At 61.7% G+C, this 19247-nt stretch carries 15 protein-coding genes; 8 read left to right on the forward strand and 7 right to left on the reverse strand.

The window, feature by feature from the left end:
- Nucleotides 1–281: 281 nt before the first annotated feature.
- The 4 genes from GR212_RS20825 to GR212_RS20840 form a co-directional block, all read right to left on the reverse strand.
- Nucleotides 282–1106: a family 1 encapsulin nanocompartment shell protein gene (locus GR212_RS20825; RefSeq protein ID WP_163988951.1), complete on the reverse strand. Its 825-nt coding sequence runs from the start codon at nt 1104–1106 to the stop codon at nt 282–284.
- Nucleotides 1099–2211, reverse strand: a complete 1113-nt coding sequence (locus tag GR212_RS20830; RefSeq protein ID WP_163988953.1) for a Dyp-type peroxidase — start codon at nt 2209–2211, stop codon at nt 1099–1101. Before GR212_RS20830 ends, GR212_RS20825 begins: the two co-directional genes overlap by 8 nt.
- 164 nt (nt 2212–2375) lie before the next feature.
- The gene (locus GR212_RS20835) at nt 2376–5531 is read right to left on the reverse strand and encodes an efflux RND transporter permease subunit (protein WP_163988955.1); all 3156 of its coding nucleotides are present in this window, start codon (nt 5529–5531) and stop codon (nt 2376–2378) included.
- Nucleotides 5532–5535: 4 nt separating this feature from the next.
- Entirely contained in the window at nt 5536–6699 is a 1164-nt protein-coding gene (locus GR212_RS20840; protein WP_163988957.1) for an efflux RND transporter periplasmic adaptor subunit, read from the reverse strand.
- A gap of 342 nt (nt 6700–7041) precedes the next feature.
- Here GR212_RS20840 and GR212_RS20845 point away from each other — a divergent pair, with 342 nt between their 5' ends.
- Nucleotides 7042–8142, forward strand: coding sequence for a helix-turn-helix transcriptional regulator (locus GR212_RS20845; RefSeq protein ID WP_163988960.1), 1101 nt, complete (start codon nt 7042–7044; stop codon nt 8140–8142).
- Nucleotides 8143–8286: 144 nt separating this feature from the next.
- Here the strand turns inward: GR212_RS20845 and GR212_RS20850 are convergent, their stop codons facing one another.
- Nucleotides 8287–8598, reverse strand: coding sequence for an MliC family protein (locus tag GR212_RS20850; RefSeq protein WP_163988966.1), 312 nt, complete (start codon nt 8596–8598; stop codon nt 8287–8289).
- 196 nt (nt 8599–8794) lie between these two features.
- Here GR212_RS20850 and GR212_RS37165 point away from each other — a divergent pair, with 196 nt between their 5' ends.
- Nucleotides 8795–9313, forward strand: coding sequence for a DUF6790 family protein (locus GR212_RS37165; protein WP_348643499.1), 519 nt, complete (start codon nt 8795–8797; stop codon nt 9311–9313).
- Between the two features lie 155 nt (nt 9314–9468).
- Complete coding sequence (locus GR212_RS20860; RefSeq protein ID WP_163988970.1) at nt 9469–10059, forward strand: hypothetical protein; 591 nt, start codon at nt 9469–9471, stop codon at nt 10057–10059.
- A 238-nt stretch (nt 10060–10297) separates the two neighbouring features.
- Here GR212_RS20860 and GR212_RS20865 read toward each other — a convergent pair whose 3' ends face one another.
- Nucleotides 10298–11179 (reverse strand): energy transducer TonB, encoded by an 882-nt coding sequence (locus tag GR212_RS20865; protein WP_163988972.1) that lies wholly within the window; start codon nt 11177–11179, stop codon nt 10298–10300.
- 156 nt (nt 11180–11335) lie between these two features.
- Here GR212_RS20865 and GR212_RS20870 point away from each other — a divergent pair, with 156 nt between their 5' ends.
- A complete protein-coding gene (locus tag GR212_RS20870) occupies nt 11336–11494 on the forward strand; it encodes a hypothetical protein (RefSeq protein ID WP_163988974.1) in 159 nt (52 codons plus the stop codon).
- A complete protein-coding gene (locus tag GR212_RS20875; protein WP_163988976.1) occupies nt 11491–12780 on the forward strand; it encodes an FAD-dependent oxidoreductase in 1290 nt (429 codons plus the stop codon). Before GR212_RS20870 ends, GR212_RS20875 begins: the two co-directional genes overlap by 4 nt.
- Before the next feature lie 311 nt (nt 12781–13091).
- Here GR212_RS20875 and GR212_RS20880 read toward each other — a convergent pair whose 3' ends face one another.
- Nucleotides 13092–14531 carry an ROK family transcriptional regulator gene (locus GR212_RS20880; RefSeq protein WP_348643494.1) on the reverse strand — a complete coding sequence of 480 codons (1440 nt, stop codon included), beginning with the start codon at nt 14529–14531 and terminating at the stop codon, nt 13092–13094.
- Between the two features lie 51 nt (nt 14532–14582).
- Between GR212_RS20880 and GR212_RS20885 the strand changes: the two genes are divergently transcribed.
- The 3 genes from GR212_RS20885 to GR212_RS20895 are packed head-to-tail and all read left to right on the forward strand — an operon-like array spanning nt 14583 to nt 19224.
- A complete protein-coding gene (locus GR212_RS20885; RefSeq protein WP_163988978.1) occupies nt 14583–17159 on the forward strand; it encodes an ATP-binding cassette domain-containing protein in 2577 nt (858 codons plus the stop codon).
- Complete coding sequence (locus tag GR212_RS20890; protein ID WP_163988980.1) at nt 17156–18166, forward strand: ABC transporter permease; 1011 nt, start codon at nt 17156–17158, stop codon at nt 18164–18166. Before GR212_RS20885 ends, GR212_RS20890 begins: the two co-directional genes overlap by 4 nt.
- 53 nt (nt 18167–18219) lie before the next feature.
- Nucleotides 18220–19224 carry a rhamnose ABC transporter substrate-binding protein gene (locus GR212_RS20895; protein WP_163988982.1) on the forward strand — a complete coding sequence of 335 codons (1005 nt, stop codon included), beginning with the start codon at nt 18220–18222 and terminating at the stop codon, nt 19222–19224.
- Nucleotides 19225–19247: the final 23 nt, after the last annotated feature.

Raw genomic sequence — 19247 nt, forward strand, 5'->3', positions numbered from 1 at the left:
TGATGCGACAGTATCAGGATCGCCTGGAGGAGGGGCGGCCCTCACACTTCTTTTCAAGCGGTTCAACGACCGGGGAGCTGATCTGCCCCACGCTTTGAGGCAGGCCAATGGTCCCGAATTGCGGCCGACGACGGCGTAGGCGCTCTCGGGCATCGATCTCTCCCTGGTCGATGATGCGGTTCATCCTTACTCCCTGGTGCGGCGTCCTCACAAGCCAAAGATCTCAACCTTGATCCTGCGAACCAGGCAATATTTGTGCGAAGGGGAGATCGCGGCTGGCTTCACTCTCCGGGATGCGCATCGTTTTCGCGCGCCGTGAGCGCGACGGCAGCTTCCGTCGTCAGCAGCCGGAAGGTGAAGCTCTCTTGCAGGTACAGCTCGACGACCTTGTCCGTATGATGGAGGTAGCCGATGGACAGGTCCTGCCCGAGGTTCAGTTCGAAGTCTCCACCTCGCGCGGTAAGCACAAGCCCGCCGTCGATGCCGGGAGCCCAGACGATCTCGCCCTCCACGAGGTGCCGGATGTGTTGCAGTACGGGGTAGCCCTCTTCGCTGCCGCCGCTGATCGCAGTGAACTGGTTGTCACCCAGCACGAGCCGGTAAGGCCCTTCCACGCCGGCGAGCCGCAATCGGTCGACAGCCTGGGCCACGACGGCAGGATAGTCCGTGGGCGCCGACGGCAGAGCCACCGGGTCGTTGCTGGCGCCTGAACGGATGCCGCCGATCCCGGCGGCGGCGTAGCCGTCGAAGACAGCGCGATTTTCGGCATAGGCGATCTTGCGCGCAGCTTCCTTCAGCGGCGACCAGTCGGAATCTTCGGAGCCGCGCTCGACGTCGTCGATCGCCTGGCGGGTCAGCGTGAACGGAACGCGGAGTTCAACGATGGCATTGGCGACGCGCCGCACTGCTTGGACGCCCTCGGACGGCGACTCGATCGGCTGCGTATGGCCTGTGCCGACGGCGGCCAGGGTGAGGCCTTTCGCTTCCGGCACGTCCACCACCCGGCGCGCGGCCAGATAGCGCTTGAGCGTGCGGGAGGCCTCTTGCTCGATTTGCTCCCAGGCCGCGTCGGAAATGGGGGCGAGTTCGCGATGGAGATTATTCATGTCCTACCTCGTCTTTCAGAGATCCAATGCGCAGGGAGCCGTTCGATGATGGCTTTGGCGCGGGTGGCGATTGGTTGGCGGCCGGCGGCTGATCGTCATCGGCGGCGATTCCGGCGGAAGGCTCCGGCGTTACCGCGTCCAGAAAGTCGGCCGACGGAACGAAATATAGCGAACCGGTCACCGCCTTGCTGACGTCGAGCAGCCGGTCGTAGTTGCCGGGCGGCTGGCCAACGAACATGTTGTCGAGCATGCGCTCGATCCGCGCGGGCGAGCGTGCATAGCCGATGAAATAGGTCCCGAACTCGCCCTTGCCGACATCGCCGAACGGCATGTTGTCGCGCAGGATCTGCAGCTGCTCGCCGTTCTCCTCGATGTTGGTGAGCACGTTGTGTGCGAAACTCGGCTTGGCCGCTTCGTCCAACTCGATGTCCGAGAGTTTCTCTCGCCCGACGATCTTCTCCTGCTGCTCGACCGGAATCGCATTCCACTTGCCGATGTCGTGCAAATATTTCTGGACGATCACATAGCTGCCGCCGGCGAAGGCAGGGTCTTCCGGCCCGATCAGCGTGGCGTCGATCGCAGCCTGTTCGACCGGGTTCTCTGTTCCATCAACAAAACCCAGCAAGTCGCGATCGTCGAAATATCTAAAGCCATGCACCTCGTCCGCCACCGAGGCCACGCCAGCGAGACGCTTCATGATCTGGGCCGCCAGTTCAAAACACAGGTCCATGCGCGCGGCGCGGATGTGGAACAGCAGGTCGCCTGGGGTAGACGGGGCATGGTGCACGCCGCGGATCTCGCGGAAGGGATGCAGCTCCTTGGGCCTCGGGGCTCCGAACAATCGGTCCCAGGCGTCGCGACCGATCCCCATGATGCAGGAGAGGCCGCCATCCGCCGCCCGGAACCCGACGCCGCGGATCAATGAGGACAGATTGGCGCAGAGGCCCCGCACCGCAGGTCCCGGCTCCGCTCTGGCGTCGATGGTGACGACAAGAAAGATGGCAGCGCGGGTGAGCCGCGCATCGACGGCCTGGGAACGCGCCGGGACGTCTTGGGAGACTGTGGTGGGCAAGCTGAACTCCTTGGCGGCATGATCATCGACCATCAATACAATATGGACAAGACATCAGCACTTAGCCCGAGTTCACGCAAGGCCATGGTCTCGATTCCTGTCCACAAAAACTCTACGTCAGCTTGTAGGATTTGACGCCTGTGCCGGCAAGGACATCCGATCCGGAGCCTTGTGGCTTTGATCGGCAGGCCATCGCCTTAGTGACCGCCTGAAGCGGCCTGATCGGTCGCTTCCGGTATTTTGGCAGGCGCCTGCTTGCGGCCTTCGCCGATCTTTCCGAACAGGACGTAGAGGCCGGGGATGATCAGGATGCCGACCAAGGTCGCGGCAAGCATTCCGCCGACGACGGTCGCACCGATCGACACGCGGCTGGCTGCGCCGGCACCGCTCGCGACGACCAGCGGCAACGAACCGAGGATGAAGGCGATCGCCGTCATCAGCACGGCCCGGAACCGCATGTGCCCGCCTTCGATCGCCGCATCCACCACGCTCCTGCCGCCTTCGTGAGCCTCCTTCGAAAATTCGACGATCAGGATAGCGTTCTTCGCGGCAAGGCCGATCAGCAGAACGAGGCCGATCTGGGCATAGATGTTGAGGCCAAGCCCGATTGCCTCGATGCCGAGGATGGCGCCCAGCAGGGCTACCGTCACAGACGTGATGACGGCGAACGGAATGGTCCAGCTCTCGTACTGGCCGACGAGGAAGAGGTAGCTGAACAGGATCGCCAAAGCAAAGACGATGATGGTCTCGTTGCCTGTCAGGGCCTCCTGGTAGGACAATCCGGACCATTCGAATGCGTATCCGGCCGGCAGCGTCTTTGCTGCAACTTCCGTCAGCGCCTGCATGGCCTGGCCCGACGAGACGCCTGCGGCCGGCTGGCCGTTGATCGTTGCGTTCGTGAACTGGTTGTAGCGGGAAAGCAGGGTCGGCTGCAGCGTGGTCGTGACGGATGCGAGCGCGCGGATCGGCACCATGGCGCCGGTGCTGCTGCGCACATAGAGGTTCAGAATGTCGTCGACCGTTCGGCGATACTGCTGGTCGGCCTCTATGTTGACCTGGTAGACCTGGCCCATAATATTGAAATTGTTGATGTAGCTCGAACCGAGTTGGGCCTGCAGCGCCGTGAAGATGGTCGAGATCGGCACCTTCAGCCGCTCGGCCTGTACGCGATCGATATTGAGGTAGAAGCCGGGCACCTCGGCGGAGAAGGTCGAATATGCCGAGCCTATGCCAGGATGTCCGTTGGCCGCGACGATGAACGAGCGCATGACCTGCGCAAGCTCTTCAGGCGATTGTCCGCCCAGCGCTTCGAGCCGGAAGTCGAAACCGTCGGCATTGCCGACGCCGGGAATGGCCGGCGGCGGGAAGGCGATGATATTGGCCGCATTGAAGCTCGCAAAAGACTGACTGAATTTGCCGAATATGCCGCGTAACGATGTCTGCGGCGTCGTCCGCTCGTCCCAAGGTTTCAACACCACCAGAACAAGGCCGCTATTGGGCTGCGATGCGCCGGTAAGCAGACTGAAACCGGACACTGTGACGACGTTTGCCACGCCTTCGGTCTGGCGCACCATCGCGCCGACCTGGTCGAGAACCGCCTGCGTCCGCGGAAGGGCGGCAGCGTCGGGCAGCTGGACGTTGAGGAACAGCACGCCCTGGTCCTCGTTGGGGATGAAGGCGGTGGGTGTGTGGGCGAACGTCCAGTAGGCCGCGCCGCCGATGACGACCACAAAAAGACCGGCAATGATCGAGCGGCGTGCAAAGAAGCCGATGATGCCGCTATAGCCGTTCCGGGCGCCGTCGAGCACCCGGTTGAACCATCGGAAGGGACCACGCGCCGGACGTGGCGGCCGCAGAAAGGCGGCGCAGAGGGCGGGGCTCAATGTCAGGGCGTTGAGCGCCGAGATCGCCACCGCCGCGGTGATTGTCACGGCGAACTGCCGGTAGAGCTGGCCGGCTATACCCGGCAGGAAGGCAACCGGCAGGAAGACGGCGATCAGTACGAGGGTCGTCGAGACGATCGGCCCGGTCACCTGCCGCATGGCGGCAATCGTCGCTTCGGCTGGCGTGATGCCCGGTTTCTCCTCCATGATCCGCTGGACGTTTTCCACCACGACGATCGCATCGTCGACCACCAGCCCGATCGCGAGGATCAGCGCGAACATGGTGACCGTGTTGGCCGAATAACCGAGCGCCAGGAGGATCGCGAAGACGCCGATGAGCGAGACCGGGATGGTCAGGGCAGGGATCAGCGTTGCGCGCCAGTCCTGCAGGAAGACGAATACGACGACGAGCACGATGATGCCGGTCAGCAGAAGCGTGTAGATGATTTCATTCACGGTGGCGCGGACGAAATCGGTCGAATCGTAGATGACCTGCGACGAGACATCGCCCGGGAAGCGATTTTGCAACGATTGGAGCTCGGCGCGCACGGCCTTGGCGACGGCCAGCGCATTCGAGCCCGGCGACTGGTAGATGGCGATTGTTGCCGCCGGGCTTCCGTTGAGCTGGCTGATCGACGTGTAGGACTGAGCGCCAAGCTCGATCCGCGCGATATCGCGGACGCGGACGATGGCGCCGTTTGTATTGGTTCGCACGATGATGTCGCCGAACTGGTCCGGGCTGTCGAGCAGGCCGAGGGCCGTGATCGAATATTGCAGGACCTGGTCGTTCGGGATCGGGGGTGCGCCGATCAGGCCGGCTGCCGCCTGGACATTCTGCTCCTGGATGGCGGCACTGACGTCGTCAGCGGTAATGCCGAGGGCGGCCATTCGCTGCGGGTCGAGCCAGATGCGCATGGAATAATCGAGCGGCCCCATCAGAGAGGCCGAGCCGACGCCCGAGACGCGCGATATCGGATTGACCACGTTGATCTTGGCGTAGTTCGACAGAAACAGCCCGTCGTGGCTTCCCTTCGGCGAGAACAGGTTGACGATCATCAGGAAGTTGGGCTGCGAGGCGCGGACGTTGACGCCGAGCTTGGTCACGGCGGTCGGCAGCTGCGGCGTTGCCAGCGCGACCCTGTTCTGGACGTTGACCTGTGCGATATCCGGATTGGTTCCGATGTCGAAAGTGACGGTAAGCGTGTACTGCCCCGACGAGCTGGTCGTGGACGACATGTAGATCATGCCCTCGACGCCGTTCACCTGTTGCTCGATCGGCGTCGCCACCGTATCGGCGACGGTCTTGGCATCGGCGCCTGGATAGCTCGCGGTCACCTGGATGGTGGGCGGCGTTATATTCGGATACTGCGCGACCGCGATGTTGAGCAGCGCAATGGCACCGGCAAGCGTGATCAGAACGGCGATGGCCATCGCCAGGCGCGGCCTGCGGACGAAGATCTCGGCGAACATCGGTTCAGTTTCCTACGGTTGCTGACGTGGGGCTGACGGTCATACCCGCCCTTATCTTCTGGATGCCGGAGACGATGATGGTCTCGCCGGCGGCAAGGCCGGATGGCGTTGCCCAGTCGGTGCCGACGCGCTGGCCGAGCGTCACGCGCCGGATGACGGCCCGATTTCCCTCGTCGAGCACGAAGACGAAGGCACCGTCCTGATCCTGCTGCACGGCGGCGGCCGGCACCACCGGCAATTGCCGCGGTTCGCCGGCCGCGACGGTCACCTGCACGTATTGGCCGGAAACAAGCTGCAGATGCGGATTGGGGAAATCGGCGAAGACGGCGATCGTCCCGGTGCTGGGATCAATCGTGTTATCGATGAAGGCGATCTTGCCGGGCGATTGGTAGTCCGTACCGTCCGAAAGTTTCAGCTTCGGCTGGAATTCCGCCGCACTGCCGCCAAAGCCCTGGTCGTTCGGTTTCACCATGTCGATGACCTTGAGGTAGTCCCGGTCGGCGATGGAGAAGGCAACCCGGATCGGGTCGCTCTGGACCACGGTCGCAAGCGTACCGCTCGACGAGGAGACGAGGTTGCCGGCGGTTATCTGCAGCTTGCCGACCCGTCCGGAGATCGGGCTGACCACTTGCGTATAGCCGAGGTTAAGTTGCGCCGTCTTTACCTGGGCGTCTGCCTGCGCGATCGCGGCCTTGGCCTGCTCGACCTGAGCGGCGTCGCTGTCGCGCGTCGCGGTCGCATCGTCGACCGCGGATTGCGCTACGGCATGCTGCGTCAGCAGCTCCGTCTGCCTTTTCAGGTTTATGTCGGCATGGTTCAGATTGACTTGCGAGTTCGTCTCGTTGGCCCTTGCGCTTTGGAGCTGGGCCTGTGCGCTGGCGAGCGCCGCCTCATAGGGCGCCTTCTCGATCTCCAGGACCGTGCTGCCCGCCTTGATGAAGCTGCCCTCGGCGAAGTTGACGGATTCGAGCACGCCTTCGACACGGGCAACGAGGTTGACCTGCTGGATCGGTACGACCGTGCCCACATACTGGCCTTGCTGCTCGACGGGCGCAAGCTTGACGGGAGCAGTCCCGACCGTTGGCGGAGGGCCGCCGGGAGGAGTCTGTGCTCTCGCGCTATCGTGGGCGGCACCTGCGAGAAGCAGCGCCAGGGTCAGCGACAACATCGCAAAGTCCCTGCCAAGCCTACCCAACATCATCGAAGGAGATGCACCCGGCATAGGCCGAGGCCCTGCCTTCGGACAGCGCTGCCGCGCCGCCGGTATCTCGGAATCTGAACGCAATCTCTGGGTTGGTTGCTGCCCCAGCGTGACTTTCAAGGATCGTGCAAGTCTGATACCGTAGCGCATCCGAAATCTTCCGTGTCTTGGAGACCGATATGCTGGCTGTCTAGGGCTAAGCCGGATGTCGTGCATCCCCAGAACTGGTGAGAAATGCCGCATCGCGACACAGCCAATTTGATCGGCGAGCTGTACGAGGCAGCCACAGGCATGCACGACTGGCTTACAGTGAGCAGAAGTCTGTGTGACCTCCTCGAGGCGGAAGGCGCATCGCTCAGCGTCGCGCTGGGAAACGCCACGCCGCACAATCTGCTCCGGCCCGACGATGCCAGCGAAACGGCCTATGTCAACTTTTATCGCAAGATCGATCCCATCCGTGCAGCCGCCGCCCGGCTTCTGCTCCCCCAGGCGCAGCAGGGGATTCGCACGGAGAGGGAACTGGTGCCGGAAGCAGACTATCTTCGCAGCGAATTCTATCAGGATTTCGCGCGTCACGCCAATCAGCGCTATATGATGGTGGCAGCGGTCGGCGACTTCGACAACACCATGCTCGCCTTTTTCCGCGGTGATCGGCGATCTCCCTTTTCGGGGCCTGATCGGGATCTCGTCACCGGGTTCATCCCCCATCTGCGCCGCGCGCTGCAATTGCGGCGTCGGCTGATGGTTGACGGTGTCGGCGCCGACGCCGGTCTGGCGGCACTGGAACGCTCACGATCCGGCCACGTCATCGTCGATCCGGGAATGCGTATTCTCTTTGCCAACGAAGTGAGTGTCCGGATCGCCGAAAGCCCGTCCTCCGGCCTGTTGATCAGGCGCTGGGGGCCGCGACCGGACCCTGGATCGACAATCCTGGCTGCCCGTCATCGCAAGGACAATATTGCTCTCAAGGAGTTCGTGGCCAACGTTGCGAAGGGCGGCGCTGGGGGCGCCCTTCGTCTGCACAGCGGCGAGGAGGCGAACGACAATTCCGCATCCTCCATTGCCGCCATTGTCTCGCCTGTGCCTGCGCGCCTTGCGTCCCAGCGTACGGCGTCCGCGATGTCGGGCATTGCAGCCCGTCAGGCGATGATCATGTTGCATGACCTTGCCAAGCCCATCGCACCGCCGGCTGCTCTGTTCCGCGATCTCTTCGGCCTCAGCGCGGCCGAAGCCGCCGTCGCGGTTGCCTTGCTCGGCGGTAAGACGGCCGAGGACGTTGCCCATATGCGCCAGGTATCGCTTGATACGATCCGCAGCCAGATTCGCACCGTGCTGAACAAGTCCGAAGCAACCAACCTGCGCGACCTGGAACGCATCGGCGCGATGCTGGGCTCGATGGCGGGTTCTTAGAAGAGAGGCCGGGCCAGCGGTGTGGTGCGGTAAACCGTTGGGCAAACGTTCGGGCGACCGCATGGGTGCACAGGACACCCAGGGCGCGAATGCGGGCATAGGCGTGGGCAAGCCGCCGGATCGGTCAATCATCTGCCGTCTTGCTCATTGTTTCGTCTCGCATGTCGTTGCCTTGCCATCGTGCCTGAAGCTCGCCTGCCTGCCCTTGATCCAGAATTCGATCTTGCCGTCGGCATACCTGCCGCCATCGGCCGAGAGCACTTGAGGCAGATCGATCCGCTTGCCGGATGCGGCAAGCGACAGCTCGACTGATCCCGGCTTCGTCGCGGGCGTATGGAATATCGCGGTCATCCGCGTCCCGTCCGCGCAGGTATAGTCGGCGGTCACATCGGCTGCACAGGCCATGGAAACCAATGCCGGCAGCATGGTGGCAGACAGCAAAATCCGTGTCAGCATCTTTCGTCCCGTCCGCTCCATCCGTGGCATCACATCGAATCCATGCCACGAGCCTGGTATCGGCGCATCATCAGTTGTGGGGATGTCTGCGCCTCTCTTTGTTGCTTTCTTGATATCGGCCTGCAACGCAACCATAACGCCCGGAAGGTGAAGCATCATGTTAGCTGATCTGATCAAAGCCGCCATCATATTTGTGATGTCGAACTACTCGCTGAGTTTCTTCTTACTCGGATTGATCGTCTCAGTTGCGGCGATTGTACGATCTGGAACCTCAATTGACCGGCCTCTCGTCGTGGAAAAGCTCCTCGCCTGGTACGTATTCTTCAGCATCGGTATCGACAATTTCTACAACTTTGTCATGCATGTGTTCTTCGGCGAGATGTCCGCGGGTTTCATCGGCTGGGCCGACAGTCCGTTCCAGTTCGAGGTCGGAACTGCGAGCCTTGGTTACGCCGCTGTCGGGCTGCTCGCAGCTTTCAGGAGCTATGATCTGCGCCTCGCGGCCGTGCTTGGTCCGAGCATCTTCACGCTGGGGGCGGCAGCCGGTCACATCAATCAGATGATTACCGCGCATGACTTCGCGCCGGGCAATGCCGGCATCATCTTCTGGACGGATATTTTCATCCCCGTCTTCGGATTTGCGCTGTTGTGGTTGCAGCGTCGTCATTTCGGTTCGAGCACGATATCGGCGCCAATCTCGATCAGGTCGGTATAGAGGCCGGTCCGACTTGCGCTCTTCGCATATGATCCGGTCAACACGGCGAGCGACTTCGTTCGACTTGACGCAGCGCATATCGACGCCGAGCCGATATCCGCCAACAAGCGTTGCTATTGCCCGATCCGCGCTGCCGAGGGCAGAAGGAGAAAATAATGGGAACTCTGCTGGCCTTCGCGCCGTTCATAGCGTTCGCGCTCGTCGACCGTCTGGTCGGTGCGACTGAAGGATTGATCGTGGGCGCCATCGTGTCGGCGGCTCTATTGCTGCGCGATTGGGCGGTGCTCGGCCGAAGCCCGAAAATTCTCGAGATCGGTACCACGATCCTATTTGGCGCGCTTGCCCTCTACGCGGTTTTCGGAGGGTCGAGCTGGTCTATCGTGGGCGTTCGGCTCTGCGTCGATCTTGGCTTGCTCCTTATTGTTCTGATTTCCATGGCGCTACGGCGGCCGTTCACACTGCAATATGCGCGCGAGCAGGTGTCGGCGGAGCTATGGAGCAGTCCGCAATTCATGCGGACGAACTATGTGATTACAGCCGCCTGGGCGCTGGCCTTTTTCGTTCTGGTGGCCGCCGATATCGTTCTGCTCTATGTGCCGGCCCTGCCGCCGCGGATCGGCATCATCTCGACGATCGTTGCGTTGATTGCCGCCGTCAAGTTCACCGCATGGTATCCGGAGCGACGAGGCCCGGCTGAACCGACGAGTGAATCGCGGCCGGCTACGCCGGAAACACCGGAAAGGTGAAGTCACATGACTGGACGAAGGATCAGCTAAGGACATGCGCGAGCACAAGGATTAGCGGCTGCAAGCAGCGACTGTCGAAGTTCGGCCGTTCTGCTGATTGAGGTGCGGCTTGGCCGAGGACGCGCGCCACAACCACAAAGCTCGTTCAAGCGCATCCCGTGATCGATTGTGTGGCTGCCGGAAGCGGCGAAGCCCATGATATTGCGGACGCCGGGCGGTCGGACATGTGGCTTGGGGGTCAGCGTTTCATTGCAAAATCTATGGGAACGATGACGAAGGGAACGACCCCGGGAGGCGGCTTCGGAACGGGAGAGGCTCGATGCAGGAGATCGAGCACCTCCTCGTCGAGGGCCGGCACGTTCGAGGACTGCGCAAGCTCCGCATTCGTCACGGTGCCGTCAGGCTCCACGTAGAAGCGCACGAGAACCTTTCCTTCCTGCCGACGTGACAATGCCGAGAAGGGATAGCGTTTCCTGCGTTCGAGATGGGCGGTAAGTTGCATCTGCCAACGCTCCTGAGCCTTCAAATCGCTGACGACCCCACGCGTGACTTCTTCGCCTATCGTTGCCTCCATCCGGCCGGGCGCTTTCAGTGTGTCACCCATGTCGACATCGGGAAGCGGATCATCGGCCAGCCCTTTGGCAACCGCGATCTTCGTCTTGTCGGGTGCCTTCTTTTCCGACTTGCGCAGCTCGGGCTTCGGCTTGCGGACCGGGACTGGGATTTTCTTCAGCTGCGGGGTGTCGTCAGGCGGAATGAAGGTCTCGGCCCTGGCCTCCTCGATCGGCTTCTGCTCGTTCGGCTCAAGTGCGGCATCATGGTCGGCTTGCGACTGAGGGTCGCCTCTCTGGACCTCCTGACGCTTTTCCTTTTTGATTATCGGATCGGGGACGAATTCCACCATGATCGCCATCGGTTGCGGCTGTGGAGGCGGAGGATCGGGCGGCAGCTCTGTCATGATCGCGGCGATGCAGGTGGCGGCATGGGCGAGCAGCGAGAGGCAAATGCCGGCTACGATCCCGGAAATCGAGCGACGGGAATGCGCCGCCGCCCCGGAAATTCGTGAGGTCTCGTCGACGGTCGCAAGGCAGATCGGGTCGAATTGAATCTCGTGCCGCATTCGATCTTTCGGTCAGAACGCAGACGAACGGCGGTCTCGCCGCTCTCGCGACCGGTTATTCCGGAATTGATCGAGTTCGAAACACACCCCGTTTTTCCTTCGGCAAGCCATCGTCCTTCTAAATCTTGACATTATTTCTCAAGATAAGAAAGGGATATGTTGACGATCGTCGGCAAAGGCGCTGAAAAGCGGTGGGGCGGAAACTTGTTTCAGTGGATCTTCAATCATTCGACCGAGAAGGAAGGTGCGATGCCACAGGCCAGATGGATAGCCGCAGTCGCCACGGCGCGCATGTTCGCGGCGACGCGAGCATGAGCGCGGAGGTCTCTGACAGCGCAGCCGACGCGACAGGCAGGGAGCCTTCCTCCGATAGGGTGCTCGAAACCGGCTGCGCTATCGTTGGCGCCGGCCCGGCTGGATTGATGCTCGGCCTGTTGCTGGCGCGCGCCGGCGTCGAGGTCACGGTGCTGGAGAAGCATGCGGACTTCCTGCGGGATTTTCGCGGCGATACGATCCATCCCTCGACGCTGGAAGTGCTGCATGAGATCGGCTTGCTCGATGAATTCCTGCAGCTGCCGCACACCCGGGCGCCGCGCCTGCACGCCGAGATCGGCGGCAGAGACGTCACGATCGCCGATTTCTCGCGGCTTCCGACCAGATGCCGCTTCATCGCCTTCATGCCGCAATGGGACTTTCTCGACTTTCTGGCGCGGGAAGCGGGAAAGCTGGCGAATTTTCACCTGATGATGGGGACCGAAGTCACGGATCTTCTCCCCGCTGACCAAAGCGGGGCGGCTCTGCGGGCAAGAGGGCCCGATGGTTCGCTTGTTATTCGTGCGCGGCTTATCGTCGGCGCCGACGGCCGCAACTCGATCGTGCGGGACAAGGCCGGGCTGCAGGTGGAAAGCTTCGGCAGCCCGAGCGATGTCCTCTGGATGAAGCTCTCTCATCTTCCCGACGACCCGCCCTACACGATGGGCCATGGCGGCCCCCGGCAGGGCTTCGTGATGGTCGACCGCGGCGATTACTGGCAATGCGGCTACGTCGTGCGCAAGGGCACGTTCGCGGACGTCAAGGAGAGAGGGCTTGACGACTTCAGGAAGGTGGTCGCGGCCGCATCGCCATTGCCGCCGGAGCGGATGGACGAGGTCCGTTCATGGGACGACGTGCATCTCCTCAGCATCCGCATCGATCGTCTGAAGCGCTGGTGGAAACCGGGCGTCCTTTGCATCGGCGACGCAGCCCACGCCATGTCGCCAATTGGCGGCGTCGGTGTCAATCTGGCAATTCAGGACGCCGTCGCCGCAGCAAACATCCTCGCCGGGCCGTTGCGGAATGACGCGGTTCTCGATCGGCATCTGCGGGCGGTCGAACGGCGTCGGATCTTCCCGACGAAAGCGACGCAGAAGATCCAGGTGATGATGCGTCGGAGACGCCGGAGCGCCGACACGAAAGATCCGGGGCGCTCTGGTCCGCCGGCTTTCATGCGCTTCATCGCCCGGTGGCCTGTATTGGCGCACCTTACCGGGCGTCTCGTGGGCGTCGGCTTCAAATCAGAGCATGTTGCGCACGCCATGCGCTCCATCCATATCAGGAAGTAGCGCGGGAAGCCGCATTGGCAAACCACATGCGACGGCGCCGGGCCGACGATGATAGTAGATGGCTGCCTCGACCGGATCTGCGTGCCATATGTTTGAGTGGGGACGAAATCCAATCACCATGACTGAAGCGCGAGGTCTCTCACGCCTGGTCAGCAAACACCTTGGCGCGTCGTAGCTGTACGAAGCCTGTCTGGCCTGCCTCAAGCGTCCTTTCCGGTTCGACATCGAACTCAAGGTGCTCGTTGCCGCTGGTCGTCGCCAGGACGCGCCGTCCGTCGGGGCGGTCGATGTCCACCGGCTCGAAACCGAATTCATCCGCCGCGTCGATTGTATTCAGAACCGATCATGAGAGGCTTCTTGTCCAAGCCTTTCTTCATCAACACACCCGTATCCGGTCCGAACATCGAGTAGATCGGCAGGAGGCTCGCTCCGAGCGCCGAACCGCGTGCTCCAAGGAGCCCCGCACTGATCACCGGCGGGATGAGTCCGGGCGGCAGCATCTCGGCAAAGCAGTGCCGGACGCGTTCCACCGTGTCCTCGAGCAGAGGGTGCGGCAGCAACCCGTCGATAACGACGGCTTCCAAATCGACCACGGCGATGCTGCCGATGATCGCCTGCGCCAGCGCGTCAGCGCAATCGTCCTGCCACTCCGACACTAGGCCTTGTGCAGCTTGTGGCATGGGGTCAAGGTCCCGAACCCGTGTAATTTGAAAGCCGTTCGTTCTCAAATGATGGACGAGCGTATAGATAGACGCGCGATGAAGCAGCACTTCAAATTTCCCCGCTGGTTTCGGAACCGAATTCAGCCTTGAGTGCGTCACCGGGAAGGGGCCATAGGCGGCGGTATTGCCGTTCGGCCCCGTCTGCAGCGTGCCGTCGAGGACCAGACCGCCGCCGACGAAGGTGCTGAGGGAAATGTGCAGGAAGTCGGAATACTGCTTACCCAAACCATAGACGAGTTCGGCAACCGCCGCCGCGGACGCATCGTTCTCGATCATAACGGGAAGATCGTGGCCTTCGGCAAAGTATGATTTCAGGTCGAAGGTGCGCCATTCCATCTGCACGTCCGACGGAAACCCCAGCTCCGCGTCCCAACCACCGATGAAGTAGGGTGCCGAGATCCCAATGCCGACAAGCCGCTTCTGCTGCTCTCTGCCAAGTTTGCTTCTGAAGCGCGCCACCGAAGCATCTCCGAACTCGCATATGCTGATCGGGCTGGGGTGATCATATTCCTGGGTCTCGAAGGCGACGGTCTCGCCGGCGAAGTCAATCAGAATGGCATCCATCGCCCGGCGGCCAATATGAAGACCGATCGAATATGCCCCATCTTTCGCAAGGCCGTACATCGCGGAAGGTTGGCCCTTGCCGCCAAAGCGCTTGCCGTTTTCGATAAGGTAGCCGCCGGCAACAAGGGCGTCGACGATCGTTGCGACGGCCGGAGGGGTCAGGTGGGCGAACCTGGCGATTTCTGCCTTGGATGTCTCGCCGAAGCGGCGAACGGCGTCCAGAACCACCCGTTCGTTATAGTAGCGCAACTGCATTGAATTGCTGCCTTTGCCCGCCATGCCGTCGGCCCCCAGTTCTGAATAATCAATGTTCCACGCTGTTTTACGCACTGCCCGCTGCTTGTCAAAAGAGCTTACGGCCGGCCTTGACGGATCGCAAGATAAATTATAGTAAACTGCTTTAATAAAGCTGCCCAAGGGAGTCGGCGGCTCGGAATGCGACAGGGTGAGGATCCCAAATGACATCTCATGAATGCCGGACCGCGGCTTCCAGCGCCGCCGCCAATGGTGTCGGACATGGTTGAACCGGTGGTCCTCCCACGGACGTCTTCCGTGCCGGGTAGCGGCACCGTTGCCGCATCGCTTACAGGCGTTACGAAGATATTCGGTGGCACGGTCGCCGTGTCCGATGTCACCATCGAGCTCAGGGCAGGAGAGGTCCTTGCTCTTCTCGGCGAAAACGGCGCTGGTAAGAGCACCTGCGTGAAGCTCCTTGCGGGCGTGTATAAGCCCGATGCAGGGGCGGTCGTAGTCGGTGGCCAGCAAAAGCGTTTTTCCTCGCCGCTCGAAGCCCAGCATGCCGGCGTCGCCGTCATGCACCAGCATCCGGGTTTGTTTCCTGATCTGAGCATTGCCGAGAACCTGTTCATTGGTCAGACGGGAACCAGGTGGAAGCTCGATTACGGCGCGATGCAGTCCGAAGCTGCCCGCCTGCTGAACACGATCGGCCTCGACGCTGACGTTTCTCAACCACTTGGCAAGTTGCGAACCTCCGAACAGCAGTTGGTGGAAGTCGCTCGCGCCCTGTCTCTCGATGCTCGCGTCCTCATCATGGACGAACCCACCGCGGCGCTTTCCCAACGCGAGGTCGAGCGGCTGTTCACGGTCGTGGACTCGCTGAGACGGCGCGGTGTGGCCATGATGTTCGTCGGACATCGCATGGATGAGATCTACCGTGTTGCCGACCGGATCGCGGTTCTGCGCGATGGACGGCTCGTTGGAACGGAGCCGACTGCCGATCTGTCTCGCGATCGGGCCATCACGATGATGGTCGGGCGATCGCTCGACGGTCTCTATCCGCGCCACACGGCTGTCCCGGGAAAGGTTGTCCTTGAGGTCAAAGGCCTGGCGCGTGAGGGAACTTTCGACGATATCTCGTTCCAGCTACGGGCCGGGGAAATCCTCGGTTTCGGGGGCCTGGTCGGGAGCGGGCGCACCGAGATCGCTCGCGTGCTGTTTGGCATCGATCAGCCGACGTCGGGGACCATTTCGATCGACGGAGCTGCGGTTCAATTTGGATCGGCGAGCGCCGCCATGGAGCAGGGCATTGCCTATGTCTCGGAGGACCGGATCGGCCAGAGTCTGGTCATGGACTTCTCGATCCTCAACAACGCCTCGCTGACGGTTCTCGACGAGGCGACGACCGGCGGGATGATGTCTCGCTCGAAAGAGCTGAGGCTGGCCGAGCCCTTTCTGGACCGGCTTCGTCTCCGTTTCAGTTCCTATGGGCAGCCGGTCAGTTCGCTGTCCGGCGGGAACCAGCAGAAAGTCGTCCTATCGAAGTGGCTGGCAACCAACCCAAGGATACTCATCCTCGATGAGCCGACCCAGGGTATCGACGTCCAGGCCAAGGCAGACGTGCACGCGATGATGGCCGACCTTGCCAACGAAGGCATGGCGATCATCCTCATTTCGTCCGAGCTCCCCGAGTTGCTCGGCATGTCCGACAGGATGATAGTCCTGCGGGAAGGACACATCTCGGGACGCTTCGAGCGTGACGAGGCAACGCAGGAAAAGGTCATTGGGGCTGCGACGGATGCGATCGTTCAGAAGGTCGATGGCGAGATTGTCGCAAAACCGCTCCATTCGGGCGTCGAGCATGTCGAGCTTCAATCACAGCGAAGTCCTCTGAGGCGGATTTTTGCGCGTCGCGAGTTCGGGCTGGTTGCATCCATGCTCGCAGTGATCGTACCGATCTCGATCCTGAACATCCGAATGCTGAGCGGCTCCAACCTGTCCGCCTTGGCCATGGATGCCGGCCTTCTGATGATCGTCGCCGTAGCGCAGATGCTGGTACTGATTACACGAAGCATCGATCTCTCGGTCGCGGCCATCATTGGCCTTGCCGCCTATGGAGCGGCATCGACATTGCATGCTCACCCGGACATCGGTGTGCTTGGCGGCGTGCTTCTTGCCTGTGGAATCGGCCTGGTCGCCGGGATCGTGAACGGATTGGTCATCACCTACGGCAGGGTGCCCGCCATCGTCGTGACCCTCGGTACGATGTCTGTGTTTCGCGGTATCAACAGCATTTGGGCTGGCGGAACGCAGGTGAGCGCCGATCAGGTGCCGCAATCATGGCTGGACATGACGAGCGCCAACATTCTTGGGGTTCCGGCCATCATTCTGATCGCAATCGTCACCTTGCTGATTGCGGGCTACGTGCTTCGCTACACCTCGCTTGGGCGCGAACTCTACGCAATCGGCTCCAACCCGGACGGTGCTCGATTGATCGGTATTCCGGCGCGTCCTCGAATTCTGCTTGCCTTCGCCGCCGCCGGTTTGCTGGCAGGCTTCGACGGCGCGCTGTGGGCGTCGCGCTATGCCACCGTCGATGCCCGTGTCGCCTACGGTTTCGAACTTACGGTCATTGCGGCCGTCGTGGTTGGCGGCGTCGCGGTGCGCGGCGGTTCCGGGACGGTGCTCGGTGTGGCGGCCGGAGCCTTGCTTCTGCTGGTCATCAACAACGGCCTCACCCTGGTGCGGGTCGATCCGCTGTGGCTCCAGGGCGTCTACGGTCTCGTCATTCTCGTCGCCATCGGCATTGACGCCTATGTCGCCCGCCGAGCGTCCCGGGGAGGAGCGCACCCATGACCGACAGATCGAAGCAGGACAAGGATTTCGTCGCCCGCATCGGCAACTGGGATAACTTCCTGGCCGCGATTACCATCGCCGTTATCGCATACGCCGTCTTCGAAGTGCCGAACTTCGCATCGACGTTCAACATCTCCCAAGCCGTTGCCGGGATTTCCGAGCGAGCGCTGATCGTCCTGCCGATGGTGCTCCTGATCATCGCCCGTGAGATCGACCTTTCGGTCGGCAGCACGCTTGCCCTCACGAGCGTCGTTTTCGGGCTGCTTACCCAGGCGGAGTTTTCGCTCTATGTGGCAATCCCGTTGACGTTGCTCGCCGGTGCGGCGTGCGGGGCATTCAATGGCGTCCTCGTCACGAAGCTGGGGCTGCCGTCGCTTGTGGTCACTCTGGGCACGATGGCCTTGTTCAGGGGCATCGGCTACATCCTCCTCGGTTCGGACTCGATCAACGATTTTCCGGACAGTTTTCTCGATTTTGGCATCAACACGGTTGGAGATACGCCCGTTCCATGGACGATCGTGCCTTTCATCGTGCTCGCGCCGCTGTTTGCCATCGCCCTTCAGAAAATGCCGCTCGGACGGCGGATATATGCCATCGGCGGAAGCCCGGAGGCAGCGCGATATTCAGGCATTCGTCTGGCCCGCACCGTCCTTGGATTGTTCATAACCTCTGGTGTCGTGTGTGCCGCTGCCGGCATGGTCTATGCAGCGCGGCTGGCCAACGCCCGTGCCAACAACGCGCTCGGCATCGAACTCGACGTGATCACGATTGCGCTCCTCGGCGGCATCAGCGTCTTCGGAGGGAAGGGCAGGCTGACGGGCGTTCTCTGGGCCCTGCTGCTGTTTGCGACCATCCGCAACGTTCTCGGCCTTCTGCAGATCGGCGGCGACGCGCAGGGAACCGTCATCGGTCTTCTCCTGATCGTCTCGCTGCTCGCCAGCAATGCGGCCGAGCGGATCTTTGCAAGCGTCAGGACCCGTTACTTCAAACCAAAGGCAAGCGAGTAGCATCCGGCGGCTCGACTGTTCACCCAAGCCGGACTCACGGAGGAGGAAACCCAATGAAATCGAAAGTTCTCACATCGCTGCTTCTCGCCAGTGCCCTGATTGGCAGCGTGACAACGGCTCTTGCCGCCGATTGCGCCAAGGGACCTGTCACCGTCGGCTTCCTGCCCAAGCTCGACACCGACCCCTACTTCCAGGTTGCGCAGACCGGCGCAGAAGAAGCTGCCGGCGAGATCGGCGGAAAGGCGATCAAGCAGGCACCATCGCAGGCAACAGCCGAGGCGCAGATCGACTTCATCAACAATCTCGTTTCCCAGAAGGTCGGCGTCATCGCCATTTCTGCAAATGACGCCAACGCTGTCGCTCCGGCCCTTCGCCGCGCGGAAAAGCAGGGTGTCAAGATTGTTTCCTACGATTCCGACGTGGCAACGAATGCGCGTGCGCTCTTTCTCAATCAGGCGGCTGGCGACAGCCTGGCCGAGATGATGCTGGAGTCCATGGGGCAACTCATCAACTACGACGGCGACTTCGCCATCCTGTCTTCCACGCCGACGGCGACCAACCAGAACGCCTGGATCGACTTCATGAAGAAGAAGATGGCCGCCGACAAGAAATATTCGAAGATGAAACTGGTCCAGGTCGCCTACGGTCAGGAGAGCGAGCAGGTGAACCAGCAACAGGCTCTCGGCCTTGCTCAGGCATTCCCGAACCTGAAGGGCATCATCATACCCGCCGGTATCGGTCTGCCCGCGGCAGCCCGCGCAATGGATCAGGCCGGCCTGCTTGGAAAGATCAAGCTCACCGGTCTGGCACCCGCGACGCTGATCAAGAAGTACATCCAGGATGGCTCCGTCCAGGACATCTGGTGGAACGTCAAGGATCTTGGCTATCTGACCTACTATGCTGCCCAGGCCGTGGCTCAATGCAAGGTCACCGGCAAGGACGGCGAAACATTCTCCGCAGGCCGCCTCGGATCCTACAAGGTCGGCACCAAGGGCGAAGTCCTGCTCGGACCAGCCAAGATCGTGACGCCGGCGAATATCGAAGAATTCAAGTTCTGACATTGTCGGGCAACGCCGATCCG

The organism is Martinezella lusitana (genome assembly GCF_010668395.1).
Classification (GTDB): domain Bacteria; phylum Pseudomonadota; class Alphaproteobacteria; order Rhizobiales; family Rhizobiaceae; genus Rhizobium; species Rhizobium lusitanum_A.